The sequence below is a fragment of the Roseovarius carneus genome (genome assembly GCF_020141465.1).
GTDB classification, from domain to species: Bacteria; Pseudomonadota; Alphaproteobacteria; order Rhodobacterales; family Rhodobacteraceae; genus Roseovarius; species Roseovarius carneus.
Map to the genome: position 1 here is coordinate 49,888 of NZ_JAHSPD010000002.1, position 13,684 is coordinate 63,571.

A 13,684-nucleotide genomic window follows, 5' to 3' on the forward strand; every position below is an offset into this window, starting at 1 on the left:
GCAAAAATTCAGGCTACCCATTGCCCGGCAGGTGATTGCAGGCAATCGTCGAGAGCGAGGCGTTCGCGTGGCGGCCCAAGCACGAGAATCTATGCCCACAAAAATGCTTGCAGGCAGATAGCCACATTCATTTAATCTCGAACTAGGAAACGGGCCGATATTGCGTTCGCACCTGCCTTGCTGGATTTATTGCCTGCGTCAGAACCACTGCTGGCTTACAAGGAATATGACGCTCACGGCCATTTATTGCGGAGCAGGCCCAAGTGAGCTGCGCAGGCGGATGTCGGTCGGGAGTTCCACGCTTTCACAATTTTTGCGCTGTGTGACCATCTGAATGAGCATGCTGGCGGCGCGTCGGCCCATTTCGCGGTGCGGCACGTGCACTGTGGTCAGCGCAGGATCTGCCAGCAGGGCAATCTCGATATCGTCAAAACCAGTCACAGATATATCGGCTGGAACCTTTAGGCCCATTTCCTTTGCGGCCCTCAACGCCCCAACGGCAAGGACGTCGTTGATGCACATAACGGCTGTTGTGGCAGGCTCCGCTGCGAGGGCTTCACGAAAGGCCATCTCGCCATTCTCGATGCCATAAGGGGTTTCTTTCAAAATCATGTCGGCAGGATCAAGACCCATCTCGCTCATTGCCAACCTGATGCCATCCACGCGTCCGCGTGCGCGGTCGTTCGATGCGATTGGTGCAGAAATACACGCGATCTTCCGGTGCCCTTGCATAATCACCAACCGGGCGAGTTCGGCCATCGCATTGACGTTGTCAAAACCGATTGCGGGCTGCTGACGGTCCAGCGCGTAAGACCACGAAACCAGAGCCGGAATGGACCGTTTGTCGAGGAAGTCATAGATATCCTGACTGCGATGATATCCGATCAAAAGCAAAGCATCGGCACCGCCTGCAACAAGGGCGCGTATCTGCGCGTCCTCAAGCGATGCGCTATAGGCCGAAGATGCGATCAGCAGGGTTTTGCCATGCAGCCCAAGCTCCTCCTGGAAAGCCTGAATGCCTCTGGCGAAGACGGCGTTTTCCATCGTCGGAATAATCACGCCGAATGTATTGGTCTGTTTTGCCGCCAGAGCGCGGGCACCGAAATTGGGTGCATAGCCAAGTTCGGCAACCGCTTTGAGGACCCGTTCGCGGGTTTTCCCTGTCACCTGATCGGGCAGGTTCAGGCACCGCGAAACGGTTGCAGTGGACACATTGGCGTGTTCCGCGACATCTGCAAGTGTCGCGACTGCTTTGGTAGGGGGCAAACTATCCATGCATATTGAATCTTTATATATTGGGACGCGTATCAGGGCCTTGATCTTCTCAACGCCCTGCCGATCTCGGCAACTCAATAGTAACATATAATGCAAGCGCTTGCTTTTGAAATTGTAAGCGCTTACAAAATCCCTACGAATCGTCACTCAACAGGCAAAGGTTGTGAAATATGGCTTTTACTACAGCGTTTGTCTTGCTCGTGGCCTTCACGGCAAATGTGGTCATCGGAGCGGTAGGAGAGGCTCCGGTGGTGGGGAGTGTTGCGGAGATGCTGATCCTTCTGGGGTCGACCGTAGCCTTCGTTGTCGGCATTCTGCAGCGTGAGGAGCGCGACAGGAAAAACTAAGAATTCGACATAAAAAACGTTTCAATGGGAGGAAACTAAATGAAGAAACTTGATAATGAGCGCGTATCCACGGAGCGCCGTAACTTTCTGAAGCTGGCAGGAACAGGTGGTTTTACCGCCGCTATGGTCGCCGGTGCAGGCGGGATGCTGTGGTCGTCAGCCGCAGTTGCACAGACCGCCGCAGAAGAGCGTGACCGTGAAGCGGCCGCAGAGCACATAATGACGATCGGCACGGCCTATATTCTGGGCGCCTCGCGCAGCTATCCGATCATGCAGCTCGACCTGAAAGAAAACATCCAGAACATGACCAACGGCAAGGTGTATGTGCGTCTGGCCCCCGGTGGTCAGTTGGGAACCGGCGGCGCATTGGTGCAGGCCGTCCAAGGCGGCACCATCCAGTGCGCACAGCATTCTCTGGCGAACTTTGCGCCTTTCGCGCCGGTCGCTGACCTGATCAACCTGCCTTATTTCTGCGGGTCGAACCAGCGGTTCACCAATCTGACAAGCTCGGACGCGTGGAAAGCTGAAGTGGACCCCAAGATTGCTACGGCAGGTTTCAAGTCGCTGTTCTATATCGTCATCGACCCGCGCGTTGTCGCGGTCCGTCAGGGCGGCACTGCAATCATCACGCCAGCCGATATGGCAGGCGTCAAATTCCGCGTACCCGGCTCCGCGATGTTGCAGCAATACTACCGCATGGTCGGCGCAAACCCGACACCCGTGGCTTGGGGCGAGACGCCTTCGGCAATCCGTCAGGGTGTTGCAGACGCGCTTGACCCTTCGGTCGGTGCCCTGCATGTCTTCGGCTTTGGCGAGATTCTGAGCCACGTGACCTTCACGCAGGCCGTGCCCGACAGCCAAGTCTACTCGGTCAACCTTGAGTGGTTCAACAGCCTGCCGATGGACGTTCAGGACGGGATCGAGTTTGCCGGCGAGATTACGCAAGCTCAGAACCTTGCCAAAGTGCCTGCGGCACGCGGTTTTGCCATGTCCGAGTTGCGGGCGAACGGAGTTGAGTTCCACCAGCTTTCCGAGGATCAGCTGGCAGAGTGGAAATCTGTTGGCGGATACCAGAAAACCGAATGGGACCAGTTCAAGGTTGATCTGGCCGGGGACATGGACACGTTCGCACGCCTCGAAGAGGCTGCCGGTACGCCGGGCCGCTATTACGTCCACGACGCATAATGGCCTTTGGGCTGGCGCCGCCATGGTGCCAGCCCGTTCATAATTGCTCCACAGCATGACCTTCAGATACCGGACCGCATGATGCGCGCATCCGAACGGGAGAACTCTATGTCGAGGATATACAACGGCTTTGACAAAAACGGTGAGCGTTGGCTCCTGCTTGTCTTCTACGTGATGTTGGTCGGTACGATGTTTATCGAGGTCGTGCGCCGCGAGGTCTTCTCCTATTCATCAATATGGGGCGAAGAGATCGTGCGCTATTCCTTCATCTATCTCGCTTGGATTGGCGCCGCCTCGGCGGTCAAACAGCGCGGGCACATCCGGATCGACGTGATCATGAATTACGTGCCGCGAACCATGAAAACCCTGCTCTATATTTTGGGCGATGTGGTGATGTTCGTGGTCGCCATCATTGCCCTCTACTGGTCGTGGGAGGCGGTTCATGTCTCGTGGAAATTCGGGTCGGTGACCCATGGTTTGCGCGTGCCGCAATACCTGTTTCTCTTTGCTGTGCCTTTCGGCTTCGCGCTGGTCATGTTTCGGCTGATCCAGTCTTTCCTTCGGGACCTATCAGATCTTCGAAACGGACGTGACGTTTACGAAGGCGACACGCTGTTCGATTGAGAGGCTGACACATGCTTTGGCAAAATCTTCAGAACCAACCGGTCATTCTGGGCTGGGATTTCTATATCCCTATGATCGTTTTCGTCGGGCTGATCGCACTGGCCGTACCGGTCTGGGCTGCCATCGGCGGCGCCGCGATCCTGATGCTCATGATCTCGGGCGCGCTGCCGCTCAGCCTTGTCGGCGAGAGCCTGTTTCACGGTATCGACCATTTCGCCCTGACCGCTGTGCCGCTGTTCATCCTGACTGGCGATGTGCTGGTCCGGACTGGATTATCGAAAAAGTTCCTCGACGTGGCAGAAGCGATAACCTGCTGGGCAAAAGGTGGCTTTGGCTCGGCTACGGTGCTCGTCTGCGGCATGTTTGCGGCCATCTCCGGCTCTGACGCTGCGGGCGCTGCTGCGGTGGGCCGCATGACGATCCACCGGCTGGTCGAGAGCGGCTATCCGCGCCCCTATGCCTGTGCGCTCGTGGCGGCAGGTGCCTGTACTGGAATCCTGATCCCGCCCTCCATCGCCTATATCATCATCGGTCTGGTGCTGGGGGTGAACGTCTCAATCCTGTTCCTCGCCGCAGTTGTTCCCGGCCTGCTGGTTCTGCTGGCGATCCTGATCACCAACACGCTGGTCAACCGCCGCCATGCCTATGAGGGCGGCGGGTTGCTGACGGTGGGTGAATGGGGCGCAAACCTCTGGCGGGCGATAAAATCCGGCTGGTACGCATTCCTTGTGCCCGGCATCATTTTCTACGGCATCTTCTCGGGCCGCCTGACCCCGACCGAGGCGGGTGCCGTGGCCGTGGTTGTCACAATCACCATCGGCTTCATCATCGGCACGCTGCGCTTCTCCGACTTTCCGGCGATGCTGGTCAGTTCGGCAAAGGTGAACGGGGTGATCTTGCCGATCATCGCCTTCTCGCTGCCGCTGGCACAGGCGCTGGCCCTGCTGGGTGTCCCGCAAGGCTTTGTGGCGGCGGCAACAAGTGTCAGTAATGAGCCTTGGATCTTGATCCTGATGATGATCCTGATCCTGATCGCCGCAGGCTGCGTGATGGAAACCACTCCCAACATCGTGATCCTCGGACCGATCCTGTTCCCCCTCGCACAAAGCATCGACATGAACGAGATCCAGTTCTGCATCATGATGATCACAGCACTCGGTGTGGGCTTCATCACACCGCCGCTGGGACTAAACCTCTTTGTGGTGTCGGGGATAACGGGGGAATCGATCCTCAAGATCGCGGTACAGGCCGTGCCCTTCGTGGGCTTCATGCTGATCGTGACCCTGATGATCGCCTACATCCCCACGATATCCACAATCCTTCTTCCAGATATTTACCGATAGGATCCGTAATCCCATGACCAGAGAATACCTCAAGAAAGCAACCCTGACCCCGAGCAGCGGCGCATCCGACGTGCACGACCTTGTGCAGGGCATCCTGAACAACATCGAAGCAGGCGGCGACGCATCGGCCCTTGAGTATGCGGCCAAGTTCGACAAATACGAGGGCAGCATCATCCTGTCGGAGGCCGAGATCGAGGCTGCGGCCGCCCTTGTACCCGAGAAGATCAAGGCGGATATCCGGTTCAGCCATGCAAACGTCAAACGGTTTGCCGAAGCCCAAAAAGCGACGCTGACGAATATCGAGGTCGAGGTTGTGCCGGGGATGATCGCGGGCCAGAAGGTCATGCCGGTCGATGCGGCGGGCTGCTATGTTCCGGGTGGGCGCTATTCGCACATCGCCTCCGCAATCATGACGGTCACCACGGCAAAGGTTGCGGGCTGCAAGCATATCGTCGCCTGTTCACCGCCGCGCCCAGGCGTGGGTGTGGCACCCGCGATCATCTATGCTGCGCATATCTGTGGCGCGGACAAGATCATGGCGATGGGCGGCGTGCAGGGCGTCGCGGCGATGACCTTTGGTCTGTTCGGACTGCCGCCCGCAAACATTCTGGTCGGTCCCGGCAACCAGTTCGTGGCCGAGGCGAAGCGGATCCTGTTTGGCCGCGTGGGCATCGACATGATCGCAGGCCCAACCGACAGTTTGATCCTCGCGGACAAGGACGCGGACCCGATGGTTGTTGCCGTTGATCTCGTGGGACAGGCCGAGCACGGTTATAACTCTCCCGTCTGGCTGGTCACAGACAGCCGCAGCATTGCCGAAGAGGTCATGCGCATTGTACCGACCCTGATCAATGATCTGCCGGACGTGAACCGCGAGAATGCAACCGCCGCATGGCGCGACTATGCCGAGGTGATCCTGTGCGCTGACCGCGAGGAAATGGCCGCAACATCCGATGAATATGCGCCCGAACACCTGACCGTTCAGGCAGCCGATTTGGATTGGTGGCTGGACCGTCTAAGTTGTTATGGTTCGTTGTTTCTGGGCGAGGAAACAACCGTGGCCTTTGGCGACAAGGCATCAGGCACCAACCACGTGCTGCCCACCAGCCGTGCGGCGACCTATACCGGGGGCCTGTCAGTGCATAAATACATGAAGATCGTCACGTGGCAGCGCTCCACCCGTGACGGCGCTAAAAAGATCGCCGAGGCGACAGCCCGCATCGCCCGTCTTGAGGGTATGGAAGGGCACGCCCGCACGGCGGACATCCGGCTGGCCAAGTTCTTCCCCGGCCAAAATTTTGACCTGACGGCGGAAGAATAGGCCATGGATGCGCGCGATCATCCTGACCTGACCGGCCATGTTGCCTGTGTCACCGGGGCCAGTTCCGGCCTTGGTCGGCGCGCGGCACTTGTGCTGTCGCAGGCAGGGGCCAAGGTGATTGCAGTCGCGCGCCGTGCCGAAGCGCTGGAGACGCTGCAAGCGGAAGCCCCCGGCGATGTTTTCGCCTTACCCTATGATCTGAGTGACCGCGCGGGACTTGCAGATCTGGCCACCCGCACCGCTGCTCCCTTTGGGGCGCCCGATATCGTGGTGCATGCCGCAGGCATCAACACCCGCGAGACGGCAGACACCGTGACCCCTGAAGGGTGGGACATTACCCTCAACCTGAACCTTGCCGTGCCGTTCTTTTTGTCCCAGCATCTCGTGCCGGGCATGCGGGCGAAAGGCTGGGGGCGGATCGTCAATTTTGCCTCGCTCCAGTCGCACCGCGCTTTTCCGGGCGGCCTCAGCTATGGCGCGTCGAAGGGTGGGATTTCCCAGCTGACCCGTGCCATGGCCGAGGCGTGGTCATCGGATGGGATCACTGTAAATGCCATCGGTCCGGGATTTTTCCGCACCGAGTTGACAGCCGCCGTGTTCAATGACCCCGAGCGGGCCGCCCGCAATGCCGCGCAAACCTGTATCGGGCGCAACGGCGAGCCGGAGGACATTGACGGACCTTTGCTGTTTCTGTGCTCGGACGCTTGCGCCTATGTCACGGGGCAGGTTCTGATGGTTGACGGAGGGTTCACCGCGAAATGAAAGCGCTTGTGTATACCGGCATCGAGACGCTGGAGTTGCGTGATGTTCCGGACCCCGTTCTGGCCGATGATCACCATCTGATCCGCATCGACAGTGTCGGCATTTGCGGCTCTGACATGCATGCCTATCTGGGTCACGATGACCGGCGGCCTGCACCGCTGATTTTGGGTCATGAAGCCGCAGGGACCGTGCAAGGCGGGCCGCTGGATGGCGCCCGCGTCACGATAAATCCGCTGGTGACATGCGGCACGTGCTCGGCCTGTGTGGCGGGCCGTGACAATCTGTGCAGCACGCGCCAGATCATCTCCATGATGCCGCGCGAGGGGGCTTTTGCGCAATTTGTCGCCATGCCGGAACGTAATCTGGTGCGCGTGCCGGATGCGGTCTCGTTGGAGAAAGCCTCGCTGGCAGAACCGGTCGCTGTGGGCTGGCACGCCATTCGTCTGGGGCTGGAGAATTTGGGCGGTGACCGCGCGAACAGCGCCTTGGTCATCGGCGGCGGTGCAATTGGCGTGGCCAGCGCCATCAGCCTGATCGCGCAAGGTGTTAGGGATGTGACTCTGGTCGAGCCTAACGCGCTGCGCCGCGATCATCTGGACCTTGGCGCGCATGTGCGCGTTCTGGCCCCTGAGCAGATCGATGGGATGCTCTTCGACATTACCGTGGATTGTGTGGGCTATGATGCCACCCGCGCCACGGCCTGTGCCGCCACGCGTCCGGGCGGTGTGATCTTGCATGTGGGCTTGGGCGGAGGCACCGCTGGCCTCGATATCCGCCGTTTGACCCTGCAAGAGATCAGCTTCATCGGCACGTATACCTATACCGCGCAGGATTTCCGCGACACCTGCGCCGCAATGTTCGACGGGCGGCTTGGGCCGCTTGACTGGACAGAAACACGCCCGCTCAAGGGGGGTGCCAGGGCGTTTTCAGACCTCCGCAAAGGTGTGATCGCAGCACCGAAAATAATTCTCAAACCTGCATAAAAGGACAAAACTATGGCTGATACAAAACCAATCCCGAACGAGATTCCGCACCTGCTGGTCCATGAAGAGGCCGACAATGTTGGCGTCGTCGTGGTCGAGGGTCTGGTGGCTGGCACCGATATGTTGTGCTGCATCACGCACGACAACTCAACCTTCCGGCTGACAGCCAAGCATGATGTGCCGATTGGCCACAAAATCGCGCTCAAAGACCTCAAGTCCGGTGATACCGCCACCAAATACGGCGAAGACATCGGCAAGATCACGGCTGATATCGGTCAGGGCGAGCATGTCCACACTCAAAACTGCAAAACGAAGCGCTGGTAAGGAATCCTGAACATGACATCCAAATATTCAAACACCACCGTCCAAGGGTATCGCCGTGAAAACGGCCGGGTGGGCGTGCGCAATCACGTCATCATCCTGCCTGTGGATGACATCTCCAACGCGGCCTGCGAAGCGGTTGCCAACAACGTCAAAGGGACCATGGCGATCCCGCATGCGTATGGGCGTCTGCAATTCGGCGAAGATCTCGACACCCACTTTCGCACCATCATCGGCACCGGCGCCAATGCCAATGTCGCCGCTGTTGTCGTGATCGGGATCGAGCCGGGCTGGACCAAGAAAATCGCCGACGGCATCCGTCTGACGGGCAAGCCTGTTGCCGAATTCTCCATTGAGCAAAAGGGCGATTTCGAGACAATCCGTGCCGCTTCTTGGGCTGCCAAGGATTTCGTCCACCACGCGACCGAGATCCAGCGCGAGGAATGCTCGATCAACGAGCTGTGGATCTCCACTAAATGCGGTGAGAGCGACACGACCACAGGTCTGGGCTCCTGCCCGACCGTTGGGAACATGTACGACAAACTGCTGCCAGAAGGCATCACCGGGTTCTTTGGTGAGACCTCCGAGATCACTGGCGCAGAGCATATCTGCAAAGAGCGTGCAGCGACCCCGGAAGTGGGCGAGCGGTGGTACAAAATGTGGAAGGCCTATCAGGACGATGTGATCTTCGCGCATCAGACCGATGACCTGAGCGACAGCCAGCCCACCAAAGGCAACATCGAAGGCGGCCTGACCACAATTGAGGAAAAAGCCCTTGGGAACCTCGAAAAAATTGGTCGTACCTCGACTTATATCGACATTCTTGAGCCCGCCGAAGCACCGGCTAAGGGCAATGGTCTGTACTTCATGGACTCCTCCTCTGCGGCTGCGGAATGCGTGACCTTGATGGCTGCCGGTGGCGCCGTGCTGCACACTTTCCCGACTGGGCAGGGCAATGTGGTCGGTAACCCGATTGTGCCAGTGATCAAGATCACGGCAAACCCGCGCACCGTGCGTACCATGGCCGAGCATGTGGATCTGGATGTCTCTGGCATCCTGCGCCGCGAGCAAACCATCGACGAGGCAGGCGACGCGCTGATCGAGATGATCCGCCGCACTGCCAATGGCCGCAACACAGCCGCCGAAGCACTGGGTCACCGGGAATTCTCGATGACCAAACTGTATCGCAGCGCCTGATACAAACTTGGGCGGCTCCGCAATCGGGGCCGCCTGCACGCTACTTTTCATGAAAGTTTTCAGGTGACTGACCGAACCAATATTTCGCTCGCAGATGCGAGACAGCTGGTGCAATCCGCCTTGATCGCGGTGGGCGTGCCTCGGGATGTGTCCGCATCGGTGGCAACAGCCATTGTCGCGGCGGAGGCGGAAGGTCAGGTTGGTCACGGCTTCTCGCGTCTGGGTGATTACGCGGCCCAGTTCGCCTCGGGCAAAATCAACCGTAGCGCCCTGATCACGACGCATTCTCGTGGGCCTGCCTCGCTTTTGATCAATGCGGATCAGGGCTTTGCCTTTCCCGCGCTGGATAAGGCTCTCGCCGCGGGCCTGCCGCTTTCCCAAGAGATGGGCATTGCCATCATGGCCATCGCCAATTCGCATCACTGCGGGGCCTTGTCCGTTCAGGTCGAGAAGATCGCCAATGCCGGTCTGATCGGCATCATGGTCGCCAATGCCCCCAAGGCGATTGCCCCTTGGGGCGGCAAGGCACCGCTATTTGGCACCAATCCGATTGCCTTTGCCACGCCGCAGGCCAATGGCGCGCCTTTGGTGATTGATCTGTCGCTGTCAAAAGTCGCGCGCGGCAAAGTGATGAACGCGCACAAGTCTAACCAACAGATCCCGCTTGGTTGGGCGCTGGATGCCCAAGGGAACCCGACGACCGATCCAGCCGAAGCGCTTGCCGGAACGATGCAGCCGATTGGCGAGGCGAAAGGCACCGCACTTGCCCTCATGGTCGAGATCCTTGCCGCCGCCTTTACCGGCAGCGCCATGAGCCATGAGGCGGGCACGTTTTTCGATGCAGACGGGCCTGCACCGCGTGTGGGCCAGACCCTGATCGCGATCCGTCCCGATGCCAGTTCCGACTTTCTGGCCCGTGTCAGCGCGCTTCTGGACACGATTCAGTCGATGGAGGGGGCACGCCCGCCCGGTGCGCGCAGGCGCCAAGAAATCCTGCGGAGCGAGGCCGAAGGCCTGTGCGTTCCAACGCAGTATATCGACGTCGCAAAGTCACTCGCCAATGGCGCTTAATCCTGCGGCCAACGGCGCAACTACAAACCACTGCTCGGGGACGCAAATATGATTTTTTCCGGTTGGGTCACCCGCACCCAGGCAATGATGCCGGGTGTGACGGTGGCGGTGATCATCGCGCTGGCAAGTAAATTCATCTCCGAGCATTATGGCGCACCCTCCATGTTGCTGGCTCTTTTGTTTGGGATCAGCCTGAATTTTCTTTCTGTGGACGAACGCTGTGGTCCGGGCGTTACAATGAGTGCGCGCACACTTTTGCGGCTGGGCGTGGCGCTTTTGGGGCTTCGGATCAGTTTTGACATGGTCGGCGCACTTGGGTGGCCTATTGTGGCGATGGTCGTGACGATGGTGCCTGTAACCATTCTATTCGGCCTGCTGGCATCGCGGTTCTTCGGCTTCCGCTACCGCTTTGCGTTTTTATCGGCGGGGGCAGTTGCCATCTGTGGTGCCTCGGCAGCCCTCGCGATTGCGGCGATCCTCCCAAAGGATGAAAAATCGGACGACAGGCTGGTATTTACCGTTGTGGGCGTCACTATTTTATCCACCGTCGCCATGATTGCCTATCCGATCCTGAGCCAGTTCCTGGGGTTCGACGATGTGACTGCGGGCATCTATCTGGGGGCGACAATCCACGATGTGGCGCAGGTGGTAGGGGCCGGTTTCTCGATATCGGAAGAGGCAGGCGAGACCGCGACGCTGGTGAAACTTCTGCGGGTGGCGATGCTGGCCCCGGTTGTGATCATTGCGTCGATCTTTCTGCGCAGCGTCACGACCTCTGATGCCTCTGGCGCCCGCCCCCCCCTGATACCCGGTTTCGTACTGGCATTCATTTTGCTGGCGGCACTGAATTCCATGGTGGCCCTGCCAGCCCCGATGCGGGCCATCGCGGTTGACGGGTCGGGGTGGTTTCTGCTGACAGCAATCGCCGCAGTTGGTCTCAAGACACGCCCTGTCGAAATCCTGAAAGTCGGAAAGCCTGCGGCGGCCCTTTTGTTGGCCGAGACGGTCTTCTTGGCGACAATGGTTGCGCTGGCGCTCACCTATCTACCTCTTCTTCCCACCTGACCCCGGCAAAAGGATACCTTCATGCCCATGTCTATTCTAATCCCCGTTGCCATCGACCACGAGCCGATGGTGGCCGCCAAGATTGCCCGCGCCCGCGCCCTTCTGGCACCGGGCGGGCGCATCACACTGCTGACGGTGCTGGAAAAAATTCCGGGATTTGCAGCCGAGTTTGTCACGGTGAAATCCGAAAACCACCTCATGGCTCAGATCACCGAAAAACTGGCTGCGCTGGCAGGGGACGCAACGGATATCGACGCTCTGGTCACCACGGGCAAGGCGGGTTTGCGCATTCCCGAAATTGCCCGCGAGATCAAAGCTGATCTGATCATCGTCGGTGCCCACGATCCAAGTGCGATCGAGTATTTTTTGGGGTCAACGGCCTCGCGGGTTGTGCGACGTGCGACATGCTCGGTCTATGTTCTGCGCTAATGTGGGTTTTGGGCAAATATGTTTTCGTGCCTTTCAGAAGGTTCAAAAGGTGTAAACCGTGACAAAGGTTCCAAAGGGCAAACGCCGCACGTCGCCCTCCAAGAGCGGCGAAGTGATCGATATATCCATGCCCGGTCAAGGCGAAGGTGGGCGGCTGAGCGACGAGGCGTATGACGGGCGGCGTCTGTCCTATGCGATCACTTTTACGAACCGCTTTCAACAGATCATCATTCAGGTGATGGAGTTTTTGACGGCCAAGCCGCATCTGCTGCGCCGCATTCGCAAGTTTGAGGCGATGGGTGTTCCTGATGGGCAACCCTTCTGGGGGCAGGCGCTTGATGTCATGGGCATTGAGCGGCAGACCCCTGATGATGAAATCGCGCGTATTCCGCGCACTGGTCCGCTGGTTATCACGTCAAATCACCCGCACGGACTTGTGGATGGGATGGTGCTGGCCGATATTGTTGGCCGCGTCAGGAGCGATTACAAGATCCTCACACGGTCCCTGCTTACCGGCATTGCGGAGATTGACCGATTCATGTTGCCGGTGCCGTTTGCACATGATCCCGATGCCCTACGCAAGAATATTGAAATGCGCCGCGCGGCCATGCGCCATCTGGCAGAGGGCGGCGCGATCGTCCTGTTTCCGGCTGGTGTCGTGGCCTCCGCAGACCGCTTCTTTGGTCCGGTCATCGAGCGTGAATGGAGCGCGTTTACCGCCAAGATGATCCAGCGGTCCGGTGCAACTGTTTTGCCGTTCCGCTTCGAGGGCCAAAACAGCCTCGCATACCAGCTTGCAAGCCTTGTGTCGCCGACGCTGCGTCAGGGTCTGCTTTTGTATGAAGTCCGACACGCGTTGAACAAGCCACAAAGCCCCATCATCGGTGAACCCATTCCGCCCGAGGACATTGCGGCCTGGGCTGGTGACCCCATGGGGTTCATGCGGTGGTTGCGCCTGGAAACCCTGGGACTGGAGCCCCGACAGCCTTGACGGGCCTCCAGCCCGGCGTGGTACGGAACCATTACCGGATACCGGCAACACCTTGCCAAGGAGAGAGCAGCACAACTACCTGACCGGCATCCTCCAAGCCATCGTCAAGGGCTATAAACAAAAAGACATTGATCAGTTTCTACCGTGGAACTTCAAAAGCTGAAGAAACGCTTACGTTTATGAGCCCCTGAAAGCATTTTGCATTTAGGGGCTGTTGACGTTCACCGTATCTGAATGATTGTTGCCGCAATCGAGATGAAGGCTTTGAAGCTCTGATCTGTCTTGCAGGGGCGCATGGCTATCCCTCTGTTTTCCTTCAGCTTGCCGAAGTAGTTCTCGATCAGGTGTCGCCATTTGTAAGTTTCCTTGTCAAAGGTTACGGGGAACTTTCGATTGGATTTCGGCGCTATGACTGGGATGATGCCACGTTCCAGCAGGTCATTTCGCAACCAATCTGCATCGAAAGCCCTATCCGCCAGCAGATGCCCTGCGGACAGACCACGGATCAAAGTATCAGTCTCGCGCAGATCGTGCGCCTGTCCCGTTGCCTGGCAGGGCATGTTTACATGCCCGAGAAGGGGGCATCAGGCAGAAATGGACGAGGTTGCCGAGTGCGTCTGTCAGCGCCAATATCTTCGTCGTTATGCCACCACGAGAACGCCCCCTCGCGGGCAATGGATGGCCTGGCAAAGAGTCCCCCTTTTGCGCCCTGACCCGAGCGGTGAACCTTCACAATCGCTCCGTCAATCATCGCGTATTCCAAGTCTGCG

15 protein-coding genes and 1 pseudogene are annotated in these 13,684 nt (G+C 58.7%); 13 read left to right on the top strand and 3 right to left on the bottom strand.

What is annotated here, in order from left to right:
- Window positions 1–243 precede the first annotated feature (243 nt).
- Window positions 244–1,275, bottom strand: a complete 1,032-nt coding sequence (locus KUD11_RS15040) for a LacI family DNA-binding transcriptional regulator (RefSeq protein ID WP_109388469.1) — start codon at window positions 1,273–1,275, stop codon at window positions 244–246.
- Window positions 1,276–1,445: 170 nt separating this feature from the next.
- On the opposite strand from KUD11_RS15040, the gene KUD11_RS15045 reads away from it, so the two are divergent.
- From KUD11_RS15045 to KUD11_RS15105, 13 genes are all read left to right on the top strand, one after another.
- Window positions 1,446–1,622, top strand: a complete 177-nt coding sequence (locus KUD11_RS15045; RefSeq protein ID WP_181375366.1) for a hypothetical protein — start codon at window positions 1,446–1,448, stop codon at window positions 1,620–1,622.
- A gap of 39 nt (window positions 1,623–1,661) precedes the next feature.
- Entirely contained in the window at window positions 1,662–2,807 is a 1,146-nt protein-coding gene (locus KUD11_RS15050; protein ID WP_109388467.1) for a TRAP transporter substrate-binding protein, read from the top strand.
- Between the two features lie 108 nt (window positions 2,808–2,915).
- The gene (locus KUD11_RS15055) at window positions 2,916–3,431 is read left to right on the top strand and encodes a TRAP transporter small permease (protein WP_109388565.1); all 516 of its coding nucleotides are present in this window, start codon (window positions 2,916–2,918) and stop codon (window positions 3,429–3,431) included.
- 11 nt (window positions 3,432–3,442) lie between these two features.
- On the top strand, window positions 3,443–4,774 hold the full coding sequence (locus KUD11_RS15060) for a TRAP transporter large permease (RefSeq protein WP_109388465.1): 1,332 nt from the start codon (window positions 3,443–3,445) through the stop codon (window positions 4,772–4,774).
- 13 nt (window positions 4,775–4,787) lie between these two features.
- Window positions 4,788–6,095 (top strand): histidinol dehydrogenase, encoded by a 1,308-nt coding sequence (hisD, locus tag KUD11_RS15065; protein WP_109388463.1) that lies wholly within the window; start codon window positions 4,788–4,790, stop codon window positions 6,093–6,095.
- A gap of 3 nt (window positions 6,096–6,098) precedes the next feature.
- On the top strand, window positions 6,099–6,857 hold the full coding sequence (locus tag KUD11_RS15070) for an SDR family NAD(P)-dependent oxidoreductase (RefSeq protein WP_109388461.1): 759 nt from the start codon (window positions 6,099–6,101) through the stop codon (window positions 6,855–6,857).
- Window positions 6,854–7,840 carry a zinc-dependent alcohol dehydrogenase gene (locus tag KUD11_RS15075; protein ID WP_109388459.1) on the top strand — a complete coding sequence of 329 codons (987 nt, stop codon included), beginning with the start codon at window positions 6,854–6,856 and terminating at the stop codon, window positions 7,838–7,840. Before KUD11_RS15070 ends, KUD11_RS15075 begins: the two co-directional genes overlap by 4 nt.
- Window positions 7,841–7,852: 12 nt before the next feature.
- Window positions 7,853–8,164: a UxaA family hydrolase gene (locus tag KUD11_RS15080; protein WP_109388457.1), complete on the top strand. Its 312-nt coding sequence runs from the start codon at window positions 7,853–7,855 to the stop codon at window positions 8,162–8,164.
- Between the two features lie 12 nt (window positions 8,165–8,176).
- The gene (locus KUD11_RS15085; protein ID WP_109388455.1) at window positions 8,177–9,358 is read left to right on the top strand and encodes a UxaA family hydrolase; all 1,182 of its coding nucleotides are present in this window, start codon (window positions 8,177–8,179) and stop codon (window positions 9,356–9,358) included.
- Window positions 9,359–9,421: 63 nt separating this feature from the next.
- On the top strand, window positions 9,422–10,429 hold the full coding sequence (locus tag KUD11_RS15090; RefSeq protein WP_219930195.1) for an Ldh family oxidoreductase: 1,008 nt from the start codon (window positions 9,422–9,424) through the stop codon (window positions 10,427–10,429).
- Window positions 10,430–10,477: 48 nt separating this feature from the next.
- Complete coding sequence (locus KUD11_RS15095; RefSeq protein ID WP_109388453.1) at window positions 10,478–11,494, top strand: YeiH family protein; 1,017 nt, start codon at window positions 10,478–10,480, stop codon at window positions 11,492–11,494.
- A 21-nt stretch (window positions 11,495–11,515) separates the two neighbouring features.
- Window positions 11,516–11,923, top strand: a complete 408-nt coding sequence (locus KUD11_RS15100) for a universal stress protein (protein ID WP_109388451.1) — start codon at window positions 11,516–11,518, stop codon at window positions 11,921–11,923.
- Window positions 11,924–12,050: 127 nt separating this feature from the next.
- A complete protein-coding gene (locus KUD11_RS15105; protein ID WP_109388561.1) occupies window positions 12,051–12,914 on the top strand; it encodes a lysophospholipid acyltransferase family protein in 864 nt (287 codons plus the stop codon).
- Between the two features lie 221 nt (window positions 12,915–13,135).
- Here the strand turns inward: KUD11_RS15105 and KUD11_RS15110 are convergent, their stop codons facing one another.
- Window positions 13,136–13,474 (bottom strand): transposase, encoded by a 339-nt coding sequence (locus tag KUD11_RS15110; protein ID WP_224380325.1) that lies wholly within the window; start codon window positions 13,472–13,474, stop codon window positions 13,136–13,138.
- Window positions 13,475–13,476: 2 nt separating this feature from the next.
- Window positions 13,477–13,684: pseudogene (locus KUD11_RS15115) on the bottom strand (hypothetical protein); the annotation flags it as partial.